The 23,545-nt window shown below is 59.7% G+C and carries 19 protein-coding genes; 3 read left to right on the plus strand and 16 right to left on the minus strand.

Going from position 1 to position 23,545, the window contains the following annotated elements; translation table 11 throughout:
* Window positions 1-13 precede the first annotated feature (13 nt).
* From dnaE to rpsB, 16 genes are all read right to left on the minus strand, one after another.
* Window positions 14-3,535, minus strand: coding sequence for a DNA polymerase III subunit alpha (gene dnaE, locus LCH64_RS13830; protein WP_003222149.1), 3,522 nt, complete (start codon window positions 3,533-3,535; stop codon window positions 14-16).
* 76 nt (window positions 3,536-3,611) lie between these two features.
* Window positions 3,612-4,238, minus strand: a complete 627-nt coding sequence (gene rnhB / locus LCH64_RS13835; RefSeq protein ID WP_003222148.1) for a ribonuclease HII — start codon at window positions 4,236-4,238, stop codon at window positions 3,612-3,614.
* An 8-nt stretch (window positions 4,239-4,246) separates the two neighbouring features.
* Window positions 4,247-5,380 carry a lipid-A-disaccharide synthase gene (gene lpxB / locus LCH64_RS13840; RefSeq protein WP_226500661.1) on the minus strand — a complete coding sequence of 378 codons (1,134 nt, stop codon included), beginning with the start codon at window positions 5,378-5,380 and terminating at the stop codon, window positions 4,247-4,249.
* Window positions 5,380-6,156: an acyl-ACP--UDP-N-acetylglucosamine O-acyltransferase gene (gene lpxA, locus LCH64_RS13845; protein ID WP_103486496.1), complete on the minus strand. Its 777-nt coding sequence runs from the start codon at window positions 6,154-6,156 to the stop codon at window positions 5,380-5,382. The genes lpxB and lpxA overlap by 1 nt, the downstream gene beginning before the upstream one ends.
* A complete protein-coding gene (fabZ, locus tag LCH64_RS13850) occupies window positions 6,153-6,593 on the minus strand; it encodes a 3-hydroxyacyl-ACP dehydratase FabZ (RefSeq protein ID WP_003222142.1) in 441 nt (146 codons plus the stop codon). The genes lpxA and fabZ overlap by 4 nt, the downstream gene beginning before the upstream one ends.
* Window positions 6,594-6,699: 106 nt before the next feature.
* A complete protein-coding gene (gene lpxD, locus LCH64_RS13855) occupies window positions 6,700-7,755 on the minus strand; it encodes a UDP-3-O-(3-hydroxymyristoyl)glucosamine N-acyltransferase (protein ID WP_226500537.1) in 1,056 nt (351 codons plus the stop codon).
* 3 nt (window positions 7,756-7,758) lie between these two features.
* Entirely contained in the window at window positions 7,759-8,262 is a 504-nt protein-coding gene (locus LCH64_RS13860; RefSeq protein ID WP_003222140.1) for an OmpH family outer membrane protein, read from the minus strand.
* A 45-nt stretch (window positions 8,263-8,307) separates the two neighbouring features.
* Window positions 8,308-10,683 carry an outer membrane protein assembly factor BamA gene (gene bamA, locus LCH64_RS13865; protein WP_202369572.1) on the minus strand — a complete coding sequence of 792 codons (2,376 nt, stop codon included), beginning with the start codon at window positions 10,681-10,683 and terminating at the stop codon, window positions 8,308-8,310.
* A 74-nt stretch (window positions 10,684-10,757) separates the two neighbouring features.
* Window positions 10,758-12,110: a sigma E protease regulator RseP gene (gene rseP, locus LCH64_RS13870; RefSeq protein ID WP_003222134.1), complete on the minus strand. Its 1,353-nt coding sequence runs from the start codon at window positions 12,108-12,110 to the stop codon at window positions 10,758-10,760.
* A 54-nt stretch (window positions 12,111-12,164) separates the two neighbouring features.
* Entirely contained in the window at window positions 12,165-13,355 is a 1,191-nt protein-coding gene (ispC, locus tag LCH64_RS13875; RefSeq protein WP_226500538.1) for a 1-deoxy-D-xylulose-5-phosphate reductoisomerase, read from the minus strand.
* Window positions 13,352-14,158, minus strand: coding sequence for a phosphatidate cytidylyltransferase (locus LCH64_RS13880; RefSeq protein ID WP_003222130.1), 807 nt, complete (start codon window positions 14,156-14,158; stop codon window positions 13,352-13,354). Before LCH64_RS13880 ends, ispC begins: the two co-directional genes overlap by 4 nt.
* Entirely contained in the window at window positions 14,158-14,913 is a 756-nt protein-coding gene (gene uppS / locus LCH64_RS13885) for a polyprenyl diphosphate synthase (protein WP_003222128.1), read from the minus strand. Before uppS ends, LCH64_RS13880 begins: the two co-directional genes overlap by 1 nt.
* Before the next feature lie 14 nt (window positions 14,914-14,927).
* Window positions 14,928-15,485: a ribosome recycling factor gene (gene frr / locus LCH64_RS13890; RefSeq protein ID WP_003222127.1), complete on the minus strand. Its 558-nt coding sequence runs from the start codon at window positions 15,483-15,485 to the stop codon at window positions 14,928-14,930.
* Window positions 15,482-16,225 carry a UMP kinase gene (gene pyrH, locus LCH64_RS13895; protein ID WP_003222124.1) on the minus strand — a complete coding sequence of 248 codons (744 nt, stop codon included), beginning with the start codon at window positions 16,223-16,225 and terminating at the stop codon, window positions 15,482-15,484. Before pyrH ends, frr begins: the two co-directional genes overlap by 4 nt.
* Before the next feature lie 212 nt (window positions 16,226-16,437).
* Window positions 16,438-17,301: a translation elongation factor Ts gene (gene tsf, locus LCH64_RS13900; protein WP_003222121.1), complete on the minus strand. Its 864-nt coding sequence runs from the start codon at window positions 17,299-17,301 to the stop codon at window positions 16,438-16,440.
* Window positions 17,302-17,504: 203 nt separating this feature from the next.
* Window positions 17,505-18,242: a 30S ribosomal protein S2 gene (gene rpsB / locus LCH64_RS13905; RefSeq protein WP_003222119.1), complete on the minus strand. Its 738-nt coding sequence runs from the start codon at window positions 18,240-18,242 to the stop codon at window positions 17,505-17,507.
* 373 nt (window positions 18,243-18,615) lie between these two features.
* Between rpsB and map the strand changes: the two genes are divergently transcribed.
* From map to dapC, 3 genes are all read left to right on the plus strand, one after another.
* Window positions 18,616-19,398, plus strand: coding sequence for a type I methionyl aminopeptidase (gene map, locus LCH64_RS13910; RefSeq protein WP_007964271.1), 783 nt, complete (start codon window positions 18,616-18,618; stop codon window positions 19,396-19,398).
* A 41-nt stretch (window positions 19,399-19,439) separates the two neighbouring features.
* Window positions 19,440-22,142: a [protein-PII] uridylyltransferase gene (locus LCH64_RS13915; RefSeq protein WP_045122313.1), complete on the plus strand. Its 2,703-nt coding sequence runs from the start codon at window positions 19,440-19,442 to the stop codon at window positions 22,140-22,142.
* A 119-nt stretch (window positions 22,143-22,261) separates the two neighbouring features.
* Window positions 22,262-23,461 (plus strand): succinyldiaminopimelate transaminase, encoded by a 1,200-nt coding sequence (dapC, locus tag LCH64_RS13920; protein ID WP_226500539.1) that lies wholly within the window; start codon window positions 22,262-22,264, stop codon window positions 23,459-23,461.
* Window positions 23,462-23,545: the final 84 nt, after the last annotated feature.

The following is a 23,545-nucleotide window of genomic DNA, read 5'->3' on the forward strand; positions in this document are numbered from 1 at the left end:
TGGCACTTGCCGGTCAACGGTATTGGAGGAAGACGTTGTCTCGCCCGAACTGGTCACGCAGGGCTTGAATCAACGCATCCGCCGGGTCGATTCGCCAGGTCTCGCCGAACTGCAGCAAGGTCTTCGCATCGGGACTGGTGTACTCCATGGTGATCGGGCACGCCCCGCGGTGACGCTTGAGCAGTTCACCCAACCAGCGTAGCTGATCGCCTTTCAAGTCCTGAGTGTGCAGCTTCAGGCGCAGGCTCTCGGCCAGATTGGTGCGTGCATCTTCCATGCTCATCACCCGCTTGACCCGCAGACGCAAGCCGCCGGAGAAGTCATCGTTACTGACTTCGCCTTCGACCACCACCATCGCGTCGGTCTGCAACAGCGACTGCGCAGAGTGGAACGCATCGGCGAACAGCGACGCCTCGATCCGTCCCGAACGGTCATCGAGGGTGATGAAGCCCATCTTGTCGCCCTTCTTGTTCTTCATCACCCGCAGGGCAATGATCATCCCGGCCACGGTTTGCGTGTCACGAGCCGGCTTCAGGTCGATGATGCGCTGCCGGGCGAAACGGCGAATTTCGCCCTCGTACTCGTCGATCGGATGCCCGGTGAGGTACAGGCCCAGAGTGTCTTTCTCACCCTTGAGGCGTTCCTTGAGGGTCAGTTCCTTGGCCTTGCGATGGGTCGCGTAAACGTCGGCATCTTCCTCGACGAACAGCCCGCCGAACAGGTCGGCGTGGCCACTGTCGTGGGTGCGTGCGGTCTGTTCGGCAGACTTGATCGCCTCTTCCATCGCCGCCAGCAGCACGGCGCGGTTGCGGTCGATGTTGGCCTGATAAGCCTTTTGCTCATCGTGGAAATAAGGCCCGAGACGATCCAGTGCGCCGCTACGGATCAAGCCGTCCAGCGTACGCTTGTTGATGCGCTTGAGGTCGACCCGGGCGCAGAAGTCGAACAGATCCTTGAACGGGCCGGCCTGACGCGCTTCGGTGATCGCTTCCACCGGGCCTTCGCCGACGCCTTTGATCGCGCCCAGGCCATAGACGATGCGGCCGTCGTCGTTCACCGTGAACTTGAACTCGGAAGTGTTCACGTCCGGCGCGTCGAGGCGCAGCTTCATCGTGCGCACTTCCTCGATCAAGGTCACGACCTTGTCGGTGTTGTGCATATCCGCCGAGAGTACCGCGGCCATGAACGGCGCCGGGTAGTGCGCCTTCAACCATGCGGTCTGGTACGACACCAGGCCATAGGCGGCGGAGTGGGATTTGTTGAAGCCGTAACCGGCGAATTTTTCCACCAGGTCGAAAATGTTACCGGCCAGGTCGGCGTCGATGTTGTTGGTCGCGCAGCCTTCAATAAAGCCGCCACGCTGCTTGGCCATTTCCTCGGGCTTCTTCTTACCCATGGCTCGACGCAGCATGTCCGCACCACCGAGGGTGTAACCGGCCATGACCTGGGCGATCTGCATCACCTGTTCCTGATACAGGATGATGCCGTAAGTCGGCGCCAATACCGGCTTGAGGCCTTCGTACTGGTAGTCCGAGTGCGGGTACGCCAGTTCGGCGCGACCGTGCTTACGGTTGATGAAGTCGTCCACCATGCCGGACTGCAGCGGGCCCGGACGGAACAGGGCCACCAGTGCGATCAAGTCTTCCAGGCAGTCGGGCTTGAGCTTTTTGATCAGCTCTTTCATGCCGCGCGATTCAAGCTGGAACACCGCGGTGGTTTCGGCTTTCTGCAACAGGCTGTACGTCGGCTTGTCGTCGAGCGGGATAAACGCGATGTCCAGCGGCTCTTCGCCGACCTTGGCGCGGTCGCGGTTGATCGTTTTCAGCGCCCAGTCGATGATCGTCAGGGTTCGCAGGCCGAGGAAGTCGAACTTCACCAGACCGGCCGCCTCCACGTCGTCCTTGTCGAACTGGGTTACCAGACCGTCACCGGCCTCGTCGCAATAGATCGGCGAGAAGTCGGTCAGCTTGGTCGGGGCGATTACCACACCACCGGCGTGCTTGCCAACGTTACGCACCACGCCCTCGAGCTTGCGCGCCATCTCCCAGATTTCCGCCGCTTCTTCATCGACCTTGATGAAGTCACGCAGGATCTCTTCCTGTTCGTAGGCTTTTTCCAGGGTCATGCCGACTTCGAACGGAATCATCTTCGACAGACGATCCGCCAGACCATAGGACTTGCCCTGCACCCGCGCCACGTCACGCACCACAGCCTTGGCGGCCATGGAACCGAAAGTGATGATCTGACTCACCGCGTTGCGACCGTACTTCTCGGCCACGTAGTCGATCACCCGGTCACGACCGTCCATGCAGAAGTCGACGTCGAAGTCGGGCATCGATACCCGTTCCGGGTTAAGGAAACGTTCGAACAGCAGGTCGTATTCCAGCGGGTCGAGGTCAGTAATCTTCTGCACGTAAGCCACCAGCGAGCCGGCACCCGACCCCCGGCCAGGACCTACCGGCACGCCGTTGTTCTTGGCCCACTGGATAAAGTCCATCACGATCAGGAAGTAACCGGGGAAGCCCATCTGGATGATGATATCCAGCTCGAAATTCAAGCGATCGACATAGACCTGACGCTTGGCTTCGTAGTCTTCGGTGGTGTCCTTGGGCAACAGCACCGCGAGGCGCTCTTCGAGACCTTCGAAGGACACCTTGCGGAAGTATTCGTCGATGGTCATGCCATCGGGAATCGGGAAGTTGGGCAGGAAGTGCGTGCCCAGTTTCACTTCGATGTTGCAGCGCTTGGCGATTTCGACGGTGTTTTCGATGGCGTCGGGAATGTCGCTGAACAGCTCGGCCATTTCCTCGGCGCTTTTGAGGTATTGCTGATCGCTGTAATTCTTCGAACGCCGCGGATCGTCGAGCGCGCGGCCCTCGCCGATGCACACGCGGGTTTCGTGAGCGGCGAAGTCTTCCTGCTTGATGAAGCGCACATCGTTGGTCGCTACCAGCGGCGCGCCGAGCTTGTCGGCCAGCGCCACCGCACCGTGCAGTTGTTCTTCGTCGTTGGGACGGTTGGTGCGCTGGATTTCCAGATAGAAACGATCCGGGAACACCGCCATCCATTCACGCGCCAGCGCTTCGGCCTCGGCCGGGTTGCCGCCGATCAGCGCCATGCCGATCTCGCCTTCTTTGGCGGCGGACAACATGATCAGGCCTTCGTTGGCCTCGGCGACCCATTCGCGCTCGATGATGATCATGCCGTTACGCTGACCCTCGATGAAGCCACGCGAGATCAGCTCGGTGAGATTGCGATAGCCCTTGGCGTTCATCACCAACAGGCTGATCCGGCTCAATGGCGCGTCCGGATCCTTGTTCGACAGCCACAGGTCGGCGCCGCAGATCGGCTTGATGCCCGCGCCCATGGCGTTTTTATAGAATTTGACCAGGGAACACATGTTGTTCTGATCGGTGACTGCCACCGCCGGCATGTTCATGCCGGTCAGCGCCTTGACCAGTGGCTTGATCCGCACCAGCCCGTCGACCAGGGAGTATTCAGTGTGCAGGCGTAGATGAACGAATGAAGCCGGCATAGTGATCCTGTCCAGTTACATAGAGACAACAAGGCCCGGATTGTACCGGGCCTCGAACAAAACATCAGCCTTGCGCCTAAACCTGCGTCAGACCTTCCAGCGCCTCGTAAGCCTGACGCACCGGGGCGAACGAGCGCCGGTGAATCGGCGTCGGGCCAAGCCGCACCAACGCTTCCAGATGAACGGGCGTCGGATAGCCTTTATGGCCGCCGATGCCGTAACCCGGGTAGATCAATTCGAACGCCGACATCTCCCGGTCGCGACTGACTTTGGCCAGAATCGATGCGGCGGCAATCGCCGGCACCTTGCTGTCGCCCTTCACCACCGCTTCGGCGCGCATCGGCAGTTTCGGGCAGCGGTTACCGTCGATCATCGCCAGTTTCGGCTGAATATGCAGCCCGGCCACCGCGCGCTGCATGGCGAGCATGGTCGCGTGCAGGATGTTCAGCTCGTCGATTTCTTCGACTTCGGCACGGGCGATGCACCAGCTCAGGGATTTCTCGATGATCTCGTCGTAAAGTTTCTCGCGCCGGGCTTCGGTGAGTTTCTTCGAGTCATTGAGACCGAGAATCGGCCGGTTCGGATCGAGAATCACCGCCGCCGTCACCACTGCCCCGCACAACGGGCCGCGACCGACCTCGTCGACACCGGCCACCAGCTCTTCAACTTCGGCGACCAGAGTGAAATCCAGGCCCATCTGCATCGTCTTGCTCATGGTTTCTGACCGATCAGGTTGAGGACGGCATCCGCCGCCTGATTGGAAGCATCCAGCCGCAACGTGCGGTGGATCTCGTCGAAGCCGCGGGTCTGCTCTTCGCCACCTTCGATCAGCGGCGCCAGGGTCTGGGCCAATGCTTCGACTGTCGCATCATCCTGCAACAATTCCGGTACCAGCAGACGCTGGGCCAGCAGGTTCGGCAGCGACACGTAGGGGCTCTTGACCATGCGTTTGAGAATCCAGAAGGTCAGCGGCGCCAGGCGATACGCAACGACCATTGGCCGCTTGTACAGCAAGGCTTCAAGTGTCGCCGTGCCGGAGGCGATCAACACCGCGTTGCACGCCGCCAGGGCCAGATGCGACTTGCCGTCGAGCAGGGTTACCGGCAGATCACGGCCAACCAGCAGTTCTTCGAGCTGAGCGCGACGCTCGGCATTCGCGCACGGGATGACGAAACGCAACCCCGGGCGCATGGCCCGCAGACGCTCGGCCGTATCCAGGAACAGCGCACCGAGACGGCCGACTTCACCACCGCGACTGCCGGGCATCAACGCCACCAGCGGTCCGTCGGGCAAGCCGAGTTCGGCACGCGCTGCGGCGCGATCGGCCTGCAGCGGAATGGTATCGGCCAGCGTATGACCGACGAACCGCACCGGCACGCCCTTCTCTTCGTAGAATTTTGCTTCGAACGGCAACAGGGTGAGCATCAGATCGCAACCTTCGCGAATCTTCAGCACACGCTTCTGCCGCCACGCCCACACCGAAGGGCTGACGTAATGCACGGTTTTGATCCCGGCCTGACGCAGCTTGAGTTCGATGTTGAGGTTGAAATCGGGAGCGTCGATGCCGATGAACACGTCCGGTTTCTCGGCAATCAACGTGGCGATCAGGTCCTTGCGGCGCTTGAGCAACTCGCGCAGCCGCCCGAGCACTTCCACCAGCCCCATGACCGACAGACGCTCCATGGGGAAATAAGACGTCAAGCCCTCGGCCTGCATCAACGGACCGCCGACACCGATGAACTCGACTGCCGGGTGTTGAGCCTTGAGGGCGCGCATGAGACCGGCGCCCAAAATATCACCGGAAGCCTCTCCCGCCACCAGCGCAATACGCAGACTGGCCATGATCAGCGGGTGATGCCGCGAGTCGACGACTGGATCGAGTCACGGAACACCGCGACTTCCGGGAACTGCGCAGCAGGCTCGGCCAACTCGGCCAACGCTTGCTCCACGGTCAGGCCCTGGCGATACACCGTTTTATAGGCGCGGCGCAGCGCATGGATCGCGTCTTCGCTGAAACCACGACGGCGCATGCCTTCGAAGTTCATGCTGCGCGCTTCGGCCGGGTTGCCGAACACGGTCACAAACGCCGGAACGTCCTTGCCGATGGCAGTGCCCATGCCGGAAAAGCTGTGGGCGCCGATGTGGCAGTACTGATGCACCAGGGTGAACCCGGAAAGGATCGCCCAGTCGTCGACATGTACATGCCCGGCCAAAGCCGTGTTGTTGACCAGAATGCAGTGGTTGCCGATCACGCTGTCATGTCCGATGTGGGCATAGGCCATGATCAGGTTGTGATCGCCAAGGGTGGTTTCCGAACGATCCTGAACGGTGCCACGGTGAATCGTCACGCCTTCGCGAATGACGTTGTGATCACCGATCACCAGACGGGTTTCTTCACCCTTGTACTTCAGGTCGGGAGTGTCCTCACCGACCGAGGAAAACTGGTAGATGCGATTGTGCTTGCCGATGCGGGTCGGGCCTTTGAGGACCACGTGCGGCCCGATCACAGTACCCTCGCCGATTTCCACACCTGCGCCGATGATCGACCACGGGCCGACCTCGACGCCGTCAGCCAGAACGGCCGACGGATCGATGATTGCGCGAGGGTCAATCAAACTCATAGCTTGCGTTCCGCACAGATGATTTCAGCCGAGCAGACCGGCTTGCCGTCGACCGAAGCCTGGCATTCGAATTTCCAGATCTGACGCTTGCAGCTGATGAACTTCGCTTCAAGAATCAATTGATCGCCCGGCAGCACTGGCTGACGGAAACGCAGCTTGTCGGAACCGACGAAGTAGTAAAGCGTGCCATCGGCCGGTTTCACGTCGAGCATTTTAAAACCGAGGATCCCGGCAGCCTGGGCCATCGCCTCGATGATCAGCACGCCTGGCATGATTGGATGCGCAGGGAAGTGACCATTGAAGAATGGCTCATTGATGCTGACATTCTTGTAGGCGCGAATGCGCTTGCCTTCAGTGTCCAGTTCCACCACCCGGTCCACCAGCAGGAACGGGTAACGGTGAGGCAGGTATTCGCGAATCTCGTTGATGTCCATCATTTCGGGGGGAAGCCTATGTAAAGATTGGGAGCGCGACTGACGCGCACTCCTCTAGCAAATCAAGGAGGCAGTCTAGAGGCTGTGCACACTTGATATGGAAATGGTATCAGCCATCAGATGAAGCATTACTGCCGGGGGTCACTTCCCCAACGCGCTTTTCCAACTGCTTCAATCGTCGCGCGATGTCATCGAGCTGACGGATGCGGGCCGCGCTTTTGCGCCATTCGGCCGCCGGCTGCATGGCTGTGCCGGAAGAATAGGCGCCTGGCTCGGTAATCGAGTGGGTCACCATGGTCATCCCGGTCAGGAAAACGTTGTCGCAAATATCGATGTGCCCCACCAGACCGACGCCACCGGCGAGCATGCAGTGCTTGCCGATCTTGGTGCTGCCGGAGATACCGACACACGCGGCCATGGCGGTGTGATCACCGACCTGGACGTTGTGCGCAATCTGGATCTGGTTGTCGAGTTTCACGCCGTTGCCGATCACGGTATCCGCCAGCGCGCCACGGTCGATGGCGGTGTTCACACCGATCTCGACATCGTCACCGATGGTCACGCCGCCGATCTGGGCGATCTTCTGCCAGACACCTTTCTCATTGGCAAAACCGAAGCCTTCACCACCGAGCACGGCACCGGACTGGATCACCACCCGCTTGCCGATGCGCACGTCGTGATAAAGCGTTACCCGCGGAGCGAGCCAGCCGCCCTCACCGATTTCACTGCGGGCACCGATGACGCAATGAGCGCCTAGGGTGACCTGCGCACCGATGCGCGCACCAGTCTCGATCACCACGAACGGGCCGATGCTGGCGCTTGGATCAACCACCGCATCCGGCGCAATCACCGCCGTGGGATGAACACCCGCGGTGGCTTTCGGTTTGGGATCGAACAGGTGAGAGATACGCGCATAAGCCAGGTAAGGATCCGGCACCACCAGCGCATTGCCGGCAAAACCTTCGACATCGGCTTCCTTGAGCAACAGCGCAGCCGCCTGGGAACTTGCCAGGTATTTGCGATATTGAGGATTTGCCAGAAAGCTCAACTGAGCTGGGCCAGCCTCCTGCAAGGTGGCTAGCCCAGTAATTTGCGTCTCGGGGTCGCCACGCAGGGTGGCGCCGAGGAACTCGGCCAACTGGCCGAGCTTGATAGTCACGGTCATGGGTTACTTCAGCTGATTCATGCGCTCGATAACCTGGCGCGTGATGTCGTACTGCGGTTTGACATCGATGACTGCGCCACGCTCGAACACCAGGTCAAAACCACCTTTCTTGATGACTTCTTCCACTGCGCTATCCAGTTTCGGCTTCAGTTGCTTGAGCATTTCGCGGTCGGCAACTGCCTTGGCTTCGTTCAGCTCCTTGGACTGGAACTGGAAGTCACGGGCCTTTTGCTTGAATTCAAGCTCCAGACGCTCACGCTCGCCCTGCTGCATCTTGTCGCCACCGGCCATCAGGCGATCCTGAATGCCCTTGGCGCTGCTTTCCAGCGTCTTGAGCTTGGTCAGTTGCGGACCGAACTTCTTCTCGGCATCCACGGCGTACTTCTTGGCCGCGTCGGATTCCAGCAGTGCCATCTGATAGTTCAGCACGGCGATTTTCATGTCGGCGAACGCCGGGCCTGCCACCAGTACGGAGGCCAGGAGAACCAATTGAGTCAACTTACGCACGATGCACTCCTACAAAATCCATTGTCGTTGTCTTGGGTCAGACGCTTAGAACGTCTGGCCGAGGGAGAATTGGAACACTTGAGTTTCAGCGTTATCCGGCTTCTTGACCGGCATCGCCAGAGCAAAACTCAGAGGACCCAGTGCGGTGACCCAGGTCACACCCACACCAACGGAACTGGCCATGTTGCTCAGGCTGATGTCGTTGCACTTGGTGTTGGACGTCGAGCCATTTGCGTTAGTGGTGTCCTTGCACTGCGAATCGAAAACGTTACCCACGTCCCAGAATACCGAGGTACGCAAGGAGCGTTGATCCTTCACGAACGGAAGCGGGAACAGAACCTCGGCACCGCCCTGGATCAGGACGTTACCACCGAACGGCAGCGGATCCTGGTCCGGGTCAACCGAAGTGCCCGGGTTGGTACCACGACTCGGAGTACTGCGAGGACCCAGCGTGCTGTCCTTGAAGCCGCGAACCGAGTTGAAACCACCAGCATAGTAGTTTTCATAGAACGGCAAGCCGTCGGTCGAACCATAACCGTCGCCATAACCCAGCTCGGTGTGCAGACGCAGGGTGTAGTTCTCGGTGATCGGCTGGAACAACTGACCACGGTAGTCGAGTTTGTAGAACGACAGGTCGCTGCCTGGAATCGTGGTTTCCAGCGTCAGGCTCTGAGAACGACCACGGGTCGGCAAGACACCCTTGTTCAGGGTCGATTCGGACCAACCGGCCGACGCCTTGAAGTTCAGATACTGATCGCCTTCCTTGTTAACGAAGTCGAAGATCTCGTCAACGGTGTACTGACCGGTCTTGATCTTGTCCTGTTGTGCGGACAGACCGAAGGTCAGACGCGAAGTCTCGCTGATCGGATAGCCAACGTTGACGCCGGCACCCAGGCTGTCTACCGCATAGCTCGCTACGTCGATGTTGAGATCTTTGTAGTCGGTGGTGCGATAGAAGGCGTTGTAACCCAGGCTCACGCCGTCGGCGGTCCAGTAGGGGTCAACGTAGCCGAAGTTGTAGCGGCTCTGGTATTCGCTGCGGGTCAGGCCCACGCTCACACGGTTACCGGTACCCAGGAAGTTGTTCTGGGTGATCGAGCCGCCGAGGATCAGACCGGCGCTCTGGGCGAAACCGACGCTGGCGGTGATCGAGCCGGAGGCTTGTTCTTCAACGGCGTAGTTCACGTCAACCTGGTCGTCGACACCCGGAACAGCCGGTGTCTCGACGTTCACTTCCTTAAAGAAGCCCAGACGCTCAAGACGGGTCTTGGACTGGTCGATCAGGTAGGTCGAAGCCCAGCCACCTTCCATCTGACGCATTTCGCGACGCAGCACTTCGTCCTCGGACTTGGTGTTGCCACGGAAGTTGATGCGGTTGACGTAGGCGCGCTTGCCCGGATCGACGGCGAACAGGATGTCCACAGTGTGATCGTCGTCATGCGGCTGAGGTATGCCGTTGACGTTGGCGAAGGTGTAACCCTCGTTACCCAGACGGCGAGTGATCAGTTCGGAGGTGGTGGTCATCAGCTTGCGCGAGAACACCTGGCCTTTCTGCACCAGCAACAACGACTTGACCTGGTCTTCAGGCACCTTCAGGTCACCGCTGAGCTTGACGTCACGAACGGTGTACTTCTCGCCTTCGGTGATGTTGACGGTGATGTAGACGTGTTTCTTGTCCGGGGTGATGGACACCTGGGTCGAAGCGATATCCATGTTGATATAGCCGCGGTCCAGGTAGTAGGAACGCAGACGCTCCAGGTCACCGGAGAGCTTTTCACGGGCGTACTTGTCGTCGTTCTTGAAGAACGACAGCCAGTTGGTGGTTTTCAGCTCGAACAGGTCGATCAGGTCGTCGTCAGGGAAAACCGTGTTGCCCACCACGTTGATGTGCTGGATGGCAGCCACAGTGCCTTCGTTGATCTTCACTTTCAGGGCTACGCGGTTACGCGGCTGCGAGACCACTTCGGTATCAACCGTGGCCGAATAGCGGCCCTGCGCAACGTACTGGCGCTGCAGCTCGTTACGCACACCTTCGAGGGTGGCGCGCTGGAAGATCTCGCCTTCCGAGAGTCCGGACTGCTTGAGGCCTTTCATCAGGTCTTCGGTAGAGATCGCCTTGTTACCTTCGATCTCGATACTCGCGACCGACGGGCGTTCGACGACCGTGATCACCAGAACGTTGCCTTCGCGGCCCAGCTGGATATCTTGAAAGAAACCGGTTTTGAACAACGCACGAGTGGATTCCACCAGGCGACGATCATCCGCCTGCTCGCCGACGTTCAACGGCAAGGCACCAAAGACGCTACCCGCGGAGACCCGCTGGAGGCCATTGACGCGAATATCAGAGATAGTGAAGGACTCGGCGTGAACTTCGGCGATCATCAATACGGTGAGAACCGCAGTTAGCAGCAGACGTTTCATGAAGTCCTTTCTTATTCCAACTGGCAATAAACAAACTGCCGCAAAATGCGGCAGATTCGCAATTCAGCGAAGCTTTACAGACGGCCCAGATCATTGACCAGAGCAAGCAACATCACTCCGACCACCAAACTGATACCGATCTGCACCCCCCAACCTTGCACCCGATCCGACAAGGGGCGACCACGCACCCACTCAATCAGATAAAACAACAAATGCCCCCCATCCAGTACAGGGATGGGCAGCAAATTCAGAACTCCCAGGCTAATACTCAGATAAGCAAGGAAATTCAGGAAATCAGCAACGCCCGACTGGGCAGAAGCGCCCGCCACTTTAGCAATGGTTATCGGCCCACTCAAGTTTTTTACCGAGAGCTCGCCAAACAGCATTTTCTTCAGTGAGTCCAGCGTCAGGATGCTCATGGTCCAGGTACGTCGGGCACCCTCGCCAATCGCGGCCAACGGGCCATAACTGACCTCGCGGATCATTTCCGGCGGCCAGTCCACGGCTTTTACGCCAGCCCCGAGATAACCGCTCGGCGCTTTGCTTTCGCCGCGCGCCGCCAAGGTCACCGGGACGTCGATTTGAGCACCGTCACGCTCGACGCGCAGCAAGATTTTGGTATCAGGACGCGTACGAACGGTATCGACCACTTGCTGCCAGTCACCCAGCGCCTGACCATCGAGCGACAGCAGACGGTCGCCGGTTTTCAGACCAGCGGCCTGCGCCGGACCTTTTGGATCGAGCTCGGCCAGCACTGGCGGCAGAGCAGGTCGCCATGGGCGAATCCCCAGCGAGCGAATCGGATCGGGCTCGTCCGCCCCTTTGAGCCAATGATCGAGCGCCAGTTCGCGCGGCGTATCCGCTGTAGAGCCCTGCTCACGCACGAGCAATTGCAGGGCCCCGCTTTCCCCAAGACGACGAACCAACTGCAAATTGACGGCCGCCCAGCCAGAAGTCGGCTCGCCATCAATGGCGACGATTTCCTGACCGGCACTCAAGCCAGCCCTGGCCGCAATGCTCCCGGACTCGACGGCACCGATGACCGGACGGATCTGCTCGCTGCCGAGCATGGCCAGCACCCAGAAGAACACCAGAGCCAACAGGAAGTTGGCGATCGGCCCCGCTGCAACAATAGCGATACGCTGGCGAACCGATTTGCGATTGAAGGATTGATGAAGCTGATCGGCCGGGACTTCGCCTTCACGCTCATCGAGCATTTTGACGTAGCCACCCAGCGGAATCGCGGCGACGACAAACTCGGTACCCTGCTTGTCGTGCCAGCGCAGCAAGGGCATGCCGAAGCCCACGGAGAAACGCAAAACCTTGACGCCACAGCGACGCGCGACCCAGAAGTGGCCGAATTCGTGAAAGGTGACCAGCACACCCAAAGCGATCAGGGTGCCGGCAATCATATAGAGCGCGCTCATCTACTTTCTCCGCAATCCTGTTCAGTGCCGCGTGAAGCCATGGTCCTGCAACGGCTATCGGCCGTGACGATCAAGCCATTGTTCGGCCAGAATCCGCGCTTTCGCATCAGCGGTAAACACCGCGTCCAGATCCTCAAGCGCAACCACTGGCTCGAGATTCAGCACATCCTCGATGATACTCGCGATTTCCAGATAACCAACGCGTCCGTCGAGAAACGCCGCGACCGCCACTTCGTTGGCCGCATTGAGCATGGCCGGCGCGCTGTTGCCAGCCTCTGCCGCCTGTCGCGCCAGGCGCAGGCAAGGGAAGCGCTGCTCGTCCGGTGCTTCGAAATCCAGGCGGGCAATGGCAAACAGGTCCAGCGGCGCCACACCCGAGTCGATCCGCTCAGGCCAGGCCAATGCGTTGGCAATCGGCGTGCGCATGTCGGGGTTGCCCAACTGCGCCAATACCGAGCCATCCACATAGTCGACCAGCGAGTGAATCACACTCTGCGGATGAATCACCACCTCGACCTGCGACGGCTTGGCGTCGAACAGCCAGCAAGCCTCGATCAACTCCAGGCCCTTGTTCATCATGCTGGCCGAATCCACCGAGATCTTGCGACCCATGGACCAGTTCGGGTGCGCACACGCCTGATCAGGCGAAACATGCGCCAGTTCGCTCATCGGCGTCTGACGGAAAGGACCGCCCGAAGCCGTCAGCAAAATCCGCCGCACGCCAACAGCGCCCAGACCACGGGAAAAATCCTGCGGCATGCACTGGAAGATCGCGTTGTGTTCGCTGTCGATCGGCAGCAATACCGAACCGCTCTTGTGCACGGCCTGCATGAACAACGCGCCGGACATCACCAACGCTTCTTTGTTGGCCAGAAGGATTTTCTTCCCGGCCTGCACCGCTGCCAGGGTCGGACGCAGACCCGCGGCGCCAACGATGGCGGCCATCACGGCATCGACTTCGGGCGCGGAGGCGACCTGGCACAGCCCCCCCTCCCCGACCAGTACGCGAGTGGATAAACCGGCCGCACGCAGGTCGTCCTGCAAACCACGCGCCGCCGCCACTTCCGGCACGACTGCGAATTGCGGCACATGACGCACGCACAAGGCCAGCAACTCGCTCAGGCGCGTGAAGCCGCTCAGCGCGAAAACCTGATAACGCTCAGGATGACGAGCGATGACGTCGAGGGTGCTCAGACCGATCGAGCCGGTAGCCCCCAGAACGGTAATCTGTTGAGGGCGGCTCACGGCGCAGCCATCCACAGCAATACAGCGAAAATCGGGATCGCGGCGGTCAGACTGTCGATGCGATCAAGCACACCGCCATGACCGGGCAGCAGGTTGCTGCTGTCCTTGATGCCGGATTGACGTTTGAACATGCTCTCGGTGAGGTCACCCACCACCGAAATGAATACGATCAACGCAGCGCCGATCAGGCCCTTGAGCAGCTCGCCAACGGTCCAGTCACGCACCAGGCCGACGATCGCGGTAATCACCAGGCTCAGCGCCAGACCACCGTAAACGCCTTCCCAGCTTTTGCCAGGGCTGACTTGCGGCGCCAGTTTGCGCTTGCCAAAGGCACGGCCGGAGAAATAGGCACCGATATCGGCCCCCCAGACCAGCACCATCACCGCCATGATCAACCAGTTACCCAGCGGGTACTGCTTGATCTGCACCAGCCCTTGCCAGGCCGGCAGCAGGATCAGCAAGCCGATCACCAGTTTGGTGGCCGCCGTGGACCAGTGCTCGCTCGAACGCGGATAGGTCAGCACCAGATAGGTCGCCACCGCCCACCACAACACCGAGGCGCCCAACACCCAAGGGGCGAGGCCCGGCAGGACGTACATGACGAACAGCATCAGCGCGACGACAGCGGCAAAGCCGACACGGAACGACTGCGCGGTAAAGCCAGCCAGACGCGCCCATTCCCAGGCGCCCAGGCTCACGACCAGACCGATGAACAGGGCAAAACCAGACCCTTCGAGCAGGAAAAACCCGCACAGAGCGATCGGCAGCAGGATCAGCGCAGTGATGATTCGTTGTTTAAGCATTAAACCCGGGCTCCAGCTTCGACCTGTTCGCTCGTTTTACCGAAGCGACGCTGGCGCGAAGCGAAATCGGCCAGCGCGGTGCGCATGGCTTCGTGTTTGAAGTCCGGCCAGAACAGGTCGGAGAAGTACAACTCGGCGTACGCCAGTTGCCACAGCAGGAAGTTGCTGATGCGGTGCTCGCCACCGGTGCGGATGCACAGATCCGGCAACGGCAGGTCGCCGGTGGCCAGACAGGTCTGCAGCAGATCCGGAGTGATATCTTCCGGACGCAGATGCCCGGCCTGGACTTCACGCGCCAGACGCTGCGCCGCTTGGGCAATATCCCACTGACCGCCGTAGTTGGCGGCGATCTGCAGGATGAAGCGGTTGGCACCGGCCGTCATGGCTTCCGCCTCGCGCATCGCCGCCTGAAGCTCAGGGTGGAAGCGCGAGCGATCACCGATGATGCGCAAGCTGATGTTGTTGTCGTTGAGGCGCTTGGCCTCACGACGCAACGCCTTGAAGAACAGATCCATCAAGGCACTGACTTCATCGGCCGGGCGCTGCCAGTTTTCACTGGAAAAGGCGAACAGGGTGAGCACTTCGACCTTGGCCTCGGCGCACACCTCGATTACCGCCCGCACAGCATCCACGCCAGCTTTATGCCCGGCGACACCCGGCATAAAGCGTTTTTTCGCCCAGCGATTGTTGCCATCCATGATGATCGCGACATGGCGCGGCACCGCGGACGGCGCAGACTGCTTGGTCTTGTCCATTTGAAACTCGACCCTTATACGGCCATCAGGTCTTTTTCTTTCTCGTCCGTGGCCTTGGTGATCTGGGCCTCGAAGTCTTTGGTCAGCTTGTCGATATCAGCGGTGGCACGACGCTCTTCGTCTTCGCTGATTTCTTTATCCTTGACCAGTTTTTTCAGATCGCCCAGCGCATCACGGCGGATATTGCGCACAGCAACACGTGCATCTTCAGCGGCAGCACGCGCCTGCTTGGTGAAGCCCTTACGGGTTTCTTCGGTCAGGGCCGGCATGGAGATCAGCAGCAGTTCACCCAGGTTGGTCGGGTTCAGGTTCAGACCGGCGCTCTGGATCGCTTTGTCGACGGCCGCCAGCATGTTGCGCTCGAAAGCGACGACTTGCAGGGTGCGGGAGTCTTTTACAGTGATGTTGGCCACTTGAGTGATGGAAGTGTCTGCGCCGTAGTACGGCACCATCACGCTGCCCAGGATGCTTGGGTGAGCCTTGCCGGTACGAATCTGGCCGAATGCATGGGCCAGAGAGTCCAGGGATTTTTGCATGCGCTCTTGAGCGTCTTTCTTGATTTCGTTGATCATTGTTGACCTTCCTCGATCAGAGTGCCTTCAGCGCCGCCATGCACGATGTTCAGCAGGGCGCCGGGCTTGTTCATGTTGAATACGCGCAGCGGCATTTTGTGGTCGCGGCACAGGCAAATAGCTGTCAGATCCATTACACCCAGCTTGCGATCCAGCACTTCATCATAAGTCAGATGATCGAACTTCTCGGCATGCGGGTCTTTGAACGGGTCAGCGGTATAGACGCCATCGACCTTGGTCGCCTTCAGTACGACGTCAGCGTCGATCTCGATGGCACGCAGGCAGGCTGCCGAATCCGTGGTAAAGAACGGATTGCCGGTACCGGCGGCGAAAATCACCACGTCCTTGGAGTTCAGGTGGCGCATGGCTTTGCGGCGATCATAGTGATCGGTCACGCCAACCATGGAAATGGCCGACATCACGATGGCCGAGATATTGGCACGTTCCAGCGCATCACGCATGGCCAGGGCGTTCATCACAGTGGCCAGCATGCCCATGTGGTCGCCTGTCACCCGATCCATGCCAGCCTTGCTCAAGGCCTCGCCACGGAACAGGTTGCCACCGCCGATCACCAGACCGACCTGTACGCCGATGCCGACCAGTTGGCCGACTTCCAGCGCCATCCGATCCAGCACTTTTGGATCGATCCCGAACTCTTCCGAGCCCATCAGGGCCTCGCCGCTAAGCTTGAGTAGAATGCGTTTATAGCGAGCCTGATAACCACTGCCCTGCTGAGCCATTGCGAATCTCTCCTGCGGCGTATTTAAAAAATTCTTTGCAAGCTGTTTTACAGCTGGCGTTCACTCTAGCTTGGCGCTGCTTCAGCGCCATCGGAACCTGGCTTTGTAAGTCAGTTCCCAGTGGAAACCAATAAAAAATTGGTAACCCCATCTGAAAAGAGGCTGCGCGCGTGAGCGGGCAGCCTCTTTCGGGCGACAGTTGAAAAACCGCCTTATTGCTTGGCGGCAGCCAGCTGGGCAGCAACTTCTTCAGCGAAGTTGTCGACCGGCTTCTCGATGCCTTCGCCTACTTTGAAGTAGGTGAAGGAAACGATTTCTGCGCCGCCTTTCTTGGCCAGTTCGCCAACCTTGATCTCAGGGTTCTTGACGAACGCCTGCTCAACCAGGCTCGCTTCTGCCAGGAACTTGCTGATACGGCCTTTGACCATGTTCTCAACAATGTTTTCTGGCTTGCCTTTGATCTTCTCTTCGTTCAGCTGCAGGAACACAGCTTTTTCACGCTCGATCGCTTCAGCCGAAACTTGCGAAGGCAGCAGGAACTCAGGGTTGCTCGCAGCGACGTGCATCGCGATGTCTTTGGCCAGCTCGACGTCACCGCCTTTCAGAGCCACAACAACACCGATCTTGTTGCCGTGCAGGTAAGAACCTACAACGTCACCTTCGATACGGGTCAGACGACGGATGTTGACGTTTTCGCCTACTTTGGCAACCAGTGCTTCGCGAGCAGCTTCTTGCGAAGCGATCAGCGGAGCTGCGTCGGTCAGCTTGTCAGCGAAAGCTTTTTCAACGCTGGCAGCAACGAAGTTCTTGAAGTCGTCTTGCAGAGCCAGGAAGTCGGTCTGCGAGTTCACTTCCAGGATAACGGCAGCTTTACCGTCGTCCTTGATTGCGATTGCGCCTTCAGCGGCAACGTTGCCAGCCTTTTTCGCAGCCTTGATCGCGCCCGAAGCACGCATGTCATCAATGGCTTTTTCGATGTCGCCGTCAGCCTTTTCCAGGGCTTTCTTGCAGTCCATCATGCCTTCGCCGGTACGCTCGCGCAGTTCTTTAACCAACGCTGCAGTAATTGCTGCCATTTTCAAATTCCTCTTGGATAGGTTTTCAACCATTCCACCCGATCGAACGGGCGTTCAATTCTTCCCGAATCACCTTGTACCCGCCGCACGTTACAGATGCAGGGGCTGCGCCACCAGACACGGGCGCCAACAAACGGTTTTCGAGGTGGCAAAAAGGGGGCCAAGCCCCCTTTTTGCTTACTGAGTCAACGCCAGGGCGTCAATTACTCAGCTGCAGCCTGAGTTTCTTCAGCTGCGAACTCAACAGTGCCGCCAGCAACATTGTTGCGACCACGGATCACTGCGTCAGCCATCGAACCCATGTACAGCTGGATAGCGCGGATTGCGTCATCGTTGCCTGGGATGATGTAGTCAACGCCTTCCGGGCTGCTGTTGGTATCGACAACGCCGATGACCGGGATGCCCAGCTTGTTGGCTTCGGTGATCGCGATGCGCTCGTGGTCAACGTCGATCACGAACAGTGCGTCTGGCAGACCGCCCATGTCCTTGATGCCGCCCAGGGAGCGATCCAGCTTTTCCAGGTCACGGGAGCGCATCAGCGCTTCTTTCTTGGTCAGCTTGGCGAAAGTACCGTCTTCGGCTTGAACTTCAAGGTCACGCAGACGCTTGATGGAAGCACGAATGGTTTTGAAGTTGGTCAGCATGCCGCCCAACCAGCGGTGATCGACGTACGGCGAACCGCAACGTGCTGCTTCTTCAGCAACGATCTTGCCAGCGGAACGCTTGGTGCCGACGAACAGAATCTTGTTTTTGCCCTGGGCCAGACGCTCTACGAAAGTCAGAGCTTCGTTGAACATTGGCAGGGTTTTTTCAAGGTTGATGATGTGAATCTTGTTACGCGCGCCGAAAATGTACTTACCCATTTTCGGATTCCAGTAACGGGTTTGGTGACCGAAGTGCACACCGGCCTTCAGCATATCGCGCATGTTGACTTGGGACATGATAGTTCCTTAATAAGTCGGGTTTGGCCTCCACGTATCCCAATGACCAACCAGTGGCATAAAGCCAAAAGCACCCAGGTCATCGTGTCGACACGTGTGTGGATTTAAGCTTTTCGGGGTATCCCCGGAAAGCGGCGCATTTTATACCACAGGGTGCGCAGAAACGGAACCCGGAATCTGTAATCGCACCAAGGACATGGGCGCAGCCCCCTTGGAATCGCCTTCAGGCGCACCATTGTATAGACAGACGCGATGCACGCAGGCGCGGATTTGCTCCTTCCGTCTGATAGAATCGCGTTTTTCAGGGTCGCAAATCCAACACTTGCCACCCTCTCCGTATCAGTAAGCGCCGCCGAGCGCAGAGAGAGCCTGTATGACCGTCAACCTCAAAACCCCCGAGGACATCGCTGGCATGCGAGTCGCCGGCAAACTGGCCGCCGATGTGCTGGAAATGATTGCCGAACATGTCAAACCGGGTGTTACCACCGATCAACTGAACCAGATCTGCCACGACTACATCGTCAACGTGCAGCAGGCCATCCCTGCCCCGCTCAACTACAAGGGTTATCCGAAGTCGATCTGCACCTCGATCAACCACGTGGTCTGCCACGGTATCCCGAATGACAAGCCGCTGAAGAATGGCGACACGCTGAACATCGACGTCACCGTGATCAAGGATGGCTACCACGGCGACACCAGCCGCATGTTCCACGTCGGTGAAGTGCCGGTCTGGGCCGAACGCCTGTCGCAGGTCACTCAGGAGTGCATGTACAAGGCGATTGAAATCGTCAAACCTGGCTGCCGCCTTGGCGACATCGGTGAAATCATCCAGAAGCACGCGGAAAAGAACGGTTTCTCGGTGGTTCGCGAGTTCTGCGGCCACGGCATCGGCAAGGTGTTCCACGAAGAGCCGCAGATCCTGCATTACGGTCGCGCCGGCACCGGCATGGAACTGAAGGCCGGCATGACCTTCACCATCGAACCGATGATCAACCAGGGCAAGGCCGACACCAAGGTGCTGGGTGACGGCTGGACCGCGATCACCAAAGACCGCAAGCTCTCGGCACAGTGGGAACACACCCTGCTGGTGACCGACACCGGCTACGAGATCTTCACCCTGCGCGCTGACGACACCATCCCGCGCGTCTCGGCCTGATCCCAAGAACGCTCCCAGCCTTATAGAAGGAAAGCCAATCGATGCCGCAGGTGGATCCCGAACTCTTCGACCGCGGCCAGTTCCAGGCTGAACTGGCCCTGAAAGCGAGTCCCATTGCGGCGTTCAAGAAGGCGATCCGCCAGGCTCGCGAGGTCCTCGACACGCGTTTTCGCAGCGGCCGCGACATCCGCCGGCTGATCGAAGACCGTGCCTGGTTCGTCGACAACATCCTGCAAAAGGCCTGGGAGCAGTTCAACTGGAGCGAAGACGCCGACATCGCGCTGGTCGCGGTCGGCGGTTACGGCCGTGGTGAGTTGCACCCGTATTCCGACATCGACCTGCTGATCCTGCTGGACAGCGCCGACCACGAAGTTTTCCGCGATTCCATCGAGCGTTTTCTGACGCTGCTGTGGGACATCGGTCTGGAGGTCGGGCAGAGCGTGCGTTCGGTCGACGAATGCGCCGAAGAGGCCCGCGCCGACCTGACCGTGGTCACCAACCTCATGGAAAGCCGCACCATTTGCGGCCCCGAGCGTCTGCGCCAGCGCATGCTCGATGTCACCAGCACCGCACACATGTGGCCGGCCAAGGAGTTCTTCCTGGCCAAGCGCGCCGAGCAGAAGGCCCGCCACCACAAGTACAACGACACCGAATACAACCTGGAACCCAACGTCAAAGGCTCGCCCGGCGGCCTGCGGGATATCCAGACGATTCTGTGGGTGGCCCGGCGTCAGTACGGCACCCTGAACCTGCGCGCCCTCGCCGGCGAAGGTTTCCTGGTCGAGAGCGAAAACGCCCTGCTGGCCTCCTCCCAGGAATTTCTCTGGAAAGTCCGTTACGCCCTGCACATGCTCGCCGGCCGCTCGGAAGACCGCCTGCTGTTCGACCATCAGCGGACCATCGCCGGCCTGCTGGGCTTTGAAGGTGACGACGCCAAACAGGCCGTCGAAAACTTCATGCAGCAGTACTTCCGCGTGGTCATGAGCATCGCCCAGCTCAGCGACCTGATCATCCAGCACTTCGAGGAAGTGATCCTCGCCCCGGAAGATGAGGCACCGCCGCAGCCGATCAACTCGCGTTTCCAGCTGCACGACGGCTACATCGAAGCACGTAACGACAACGTGTTCCGCCGCACGCCGTTCGCCATGCTCGAGATCTTCGTGCTGATGGCCCAGCAGCCGGAAATCAAAGGTGTGCGCGCCGACACCATTCGTCTGCTGCGGGAAAATCGTCATCTGATCGACGACAACTTCCGCAACGACATCCGCAATACCAGCCTGTTCATCGAGCTGTTCAAGTGCAAGATCGGCATCCATCGCAACCTGCGGCGGATGAACCGTTACGGCATTCTCGGGCGTTACCTGCCGGAGTTCGGCTTTATCGTCGGACAGATGCAGCATGACCTGTTCCACATCTATACGGTCGATGCGCACACCCTGAACCTGATCAAGCACCTGCGTAAGTTGCAGTACAGCCAGGTGTCGGAAAAATTCCCGCTGGCGGCGAAACTCATGGCCAAACTGCCCAAGCCCGAACTCATCTACATGGCCGGTCTGTACCACGACATCGGCAAGGGCCGGCATGGCGATCATTCGGACATCGGCGCGGTCGATGCCGAAGCGTTCTGTCAGCGCCATCAGTTGCCGCTGTGGGACAGCCGCCTGATCGTCTGGTTGGTGCAGAACCACCTGGTGATGTCGACCACCGCACAGCGCAAGGATCTGTCCGACCCGCAAGTGATCCACGATTTCGCGCAGATCGTCGGCGACGAAACCCGTCTGGACTATCTGTATGTGCTGACCGTGGCCGACATCAACGCGACCAATCCGACGCTGTGGAACTCGTGGCGCGCGAGCCTGTTGCGCCAGCTCTACACCGAGACCAAACGCGCCCTGCGCCGTGGCCTGGAAAACCCGGTGGATCGCGAAGAGCAGATCCGCCAGACCCAGAGCGCGGCACTGGACATTCTGGTGCGCGGCGGCACCGACCCGGACGACGTCGAGCAGTTGTGGGCGCAGTTGGGCGATGACTATTTCCTCCGTCATACCGCCGGCGACGTGGCCTGGCACAGTGACGCGATCCTGCAGCAGCCGGCCGATGGCGGTCCGCTGGTGCTGATCAAGGAAACCACCCAACGCGAATTCGAGGGTGGCACGCAGATCTTCATCTACGCCCCGGATCAGCACGATTTCTTCGCCGTGACCGTGGCCGCGATGGACCAGCTCAACCTGAACATTCACGACGCCCGGGTCATCACCTCGAGCAGCCAGTTCACCCTCGACACCTACATCGTGCTCGACACCGACGGCGACTCGATCGGCGATAACCCGGCGCGGGTCAAACAGATTCGCGACGGTCTGACCGAAGCCCTGCGCAACCCCGACGACTACCCGACGATCATCCAGCGCCGGGTGCCGCGCCAGCTCAAGCACTTCGCCTTCGCGCCGCAGGTGACGATCCACAACGACGCCCAGCGTCCGGTGACGGTGCTGGAACTCACCGCCCCTGACCGCCCGGGCCTGCTGGCGCGGATCGGCGGGATCTTCCTCGAGTTCGACCTGTCGCTGCAGAACGCCAAGATTGCGACCCTGGGCGAACGCGTGGAAGACGTGTTCTTCATCACCGACGCCCACAACCAGCCGCTCTCCGACCCGCTGCTGTGCAGCCGCTTGCAGGACGCAATCGTCGAGCAACTGAGCGTCAATCAGGAACCGGATATCAAGCTTTCGCGCATCAGTATTTGATCCAGCAACTTCCCCCCTGTGGGAGCGGGCTTGCTCGCGAAAGCGGTGTGTCAGGCAGCACATCATTCAATGACACCGCTTTCGCGAGCAAGCCCGCTCCCACATTGAACGAGGCCCCCATGAACAACGCTCTGAACCAGCTCCAGCCCTACCCGTTCGAAAAGCTCCGCGCCCTGCTTGGCACGGTCACGCCGAACCCGGACAAACGCCCGATCGCCCTGTCGATCGGCGAGCCGAAACACCGCTCGCCAAGCTTTGTCGCCGAAGCGCTGGCGAACAATCTGGATCAGATGGCGGTGTATCCGACCACCCTTGGCATCCCGGCCCTGCGCGAAGCCATCGCCGGCTGGTGCGAACGTCGTTTTGGCGTACCGAGCGGCTGGATCGATCCGGCGCGCAATGTGCTGCCGGTCAACGGTACCCGCGAAGCGCTGTTCGCCTTCACTCAGACCGTGGTCAATCGCGGTGACGATGCACTGGTGGTCAGCCCGAATCCGTTCTATCAGATCTACGAAGGCGCAGCGTTCCTCGCCGGGGCCAAGCCGCACTACCTGCCATGCCTGGACGAAAACGGCTTCAACCCGGATTTCGATGCAGTCTCGCCGGACATCTGGAAACGCTGCCAGATCCTGTTCCTGTGCTCGCCGGGCAACCCGACCGGCGCACTGATCCCGGTCGACGTGCTGAAAAAACTCATCGCCCTGGCCGACGAATACGACTTCGTGATCGCCGCCGACGAGTGCTACAGCGAACTGTACTTCGACGAACAGACCCCGCCGCCAGGCCTGCTCAGTGCCTGCGTCGAACTGGGCCGCAAGGACTTCAACCGCTGCGTGGTGTTCCACAGCCTGTCCAAGCGCTCCAACCTGCCGGGCCTGCGCTCCGGTTTCGTCGCCGGTGACGCCGATATCCTCAAGGGTTTCCTGCTGTACCGCACCTACCACGGCTGCGCGATGCCGGTGCAAACCCAACTGGCCAGCGTCGCCGCGTGGAATGACGAAGTACATGTACGCGCCAACCGTGCGCTGTACCGCGAGAAGTTTGACGCAGTCCTGGCAATCCTCAGCCCGGTGATGGATGTGCAGCGTCCGGACGGCAGCTTCTACCTGTGGCCGAACGTGGCCGGCGACGATGCCGCCTTCTGCCGCGACCTGTTCGAACAGGAACACGTGACCGTGGTGCCGGGCTCGTATTTGTCGCGAGATGTAGACGGCGTCAATCCGGGGGCCGGGCGTGTGCGCATGGCGCTGGTCGCGCCACTGGCCGAGTGTGTCGAGGCCGCAGAGCGGATTCGCGCGTTCGTCACTCGCCAGTCATAAGTTACTTTACCGTGCCAGTTCTGCTGGCACGGTGACCCGTCATAAAACCGCACACATATTCAATTTACCCACTCAAGTTCAGTC

It is taken from the genome of Pseudomonas sp. MWU16-30322 (genome assembly GCF_020515535.1).
GTDB lineage: Bacteria > Pseudomonadota > Gammaproteobacteria > Pseudomonadales > Pseudomonadaceae > Aquipseudomonas > Aquipseudomonas fluorescens_H.

Coding starts and splice junctions, on each gene's coding strand:
- dnaE (WP_003222149.1), bottom strand. CDS start 3,535: ATGCCGGCTTCATTCGTTCATCTACGCCTGCACACTGAATACTCCCTG.
- rnhB (WP_003222148.1), bottom strand. CDS start 4,238: ATGCAGATGGGCCTGGATTTCACTCTGGTCGCCGAAGTTGAAGAGCTG.
- lpxA (WP_103486496.1), bottom strand. CDS start 6,156: ATGAGTTTGATTGACCCTCGCGCAATCATCGATCCGTCGGCCGTTCTG.
- fabZ (WP_003222142.1), bottom strand. CDS start 6,593: ATGATGGACATCAACGAGATTCGCGAATACCTGCCTCACCGTTACCCG.
- lpxD (WP_226500537.1), bottom strand. CDS start 7,755: ATGACCGTGACTATCAAGCTCGGCCAGTTGGCCGAGTTCCTCGGCGCC.
- bamA (WP_202369572.1), bottom strand. CDS start 10,683: ATGAAACGTCTGCTGCTAACTGCGGTTCTCACCGTATTGATGATCGCC.
- rseP (WP_003222134.1), bottom strand. CDS start 12,110: ATGAGCGCGCTCTATATGATTGCCGGCACCCTGATCGCTTTGGGTGTG.
- LCH64_RS13880 (WP_003222130.1), bottom strand. CDS start 14,158: ATGCTTAAACAACGAATCATCACTGCGCTGATCCTGCTGCCGATCGCT.
- uppS (WP_003222128.1), bottom strand. CDS start 14,913: ATGGACAAGACCAAGCAGTCTGCGCCGTCCGCGGTGCCGCGCCATGTC.
- frr (WP_003222127.1), bottom strand. CDS start 15,485: ATGATCAACGAAATCAAGAAAGACGCTCAAGAGCGCATGCAAAAATCC.
- pyrH (WP_003222124.1), bottom strand. CDS start 16,225: ATGGCTCAGCAGGGCAGTGGTTATCAGGCTCGCTATAAACGCATTCTA.
- tsf (WP_003222121.1), bottom strand. CDS start 17,301: ATGGCAGCAATTACTGCAGCGTTGGTTAAAGAACTGCGCGAGCGTACC.
- rpsB (WP_003222119.1), bottom strand. CDS start 18,242: ATGTCCCAAGTCAACATGCGCGATATGCTGAAGGCCGGTGTGCACTTC.
- map (WP_007964271.1), top strand. CDS start 18,616: ATGACCGTCAACCTCAAAACCCCCGAGGACATCGCTGGCATGCGAGTC.
- LCH64_RS13915 (WP_045122313.1), top strand. CDS start 19,440: ATGCCGCAGGTGGATCCCGAACTCTTCGACCGCGGCCAGTTCCAGGCT.
- dapC (WP_226500539.1), top strand. CDS start 22,262: ATGAACAACGCTCTGAACCAGCTCCAGCCCTACCCGTTCGAAAAGCTC.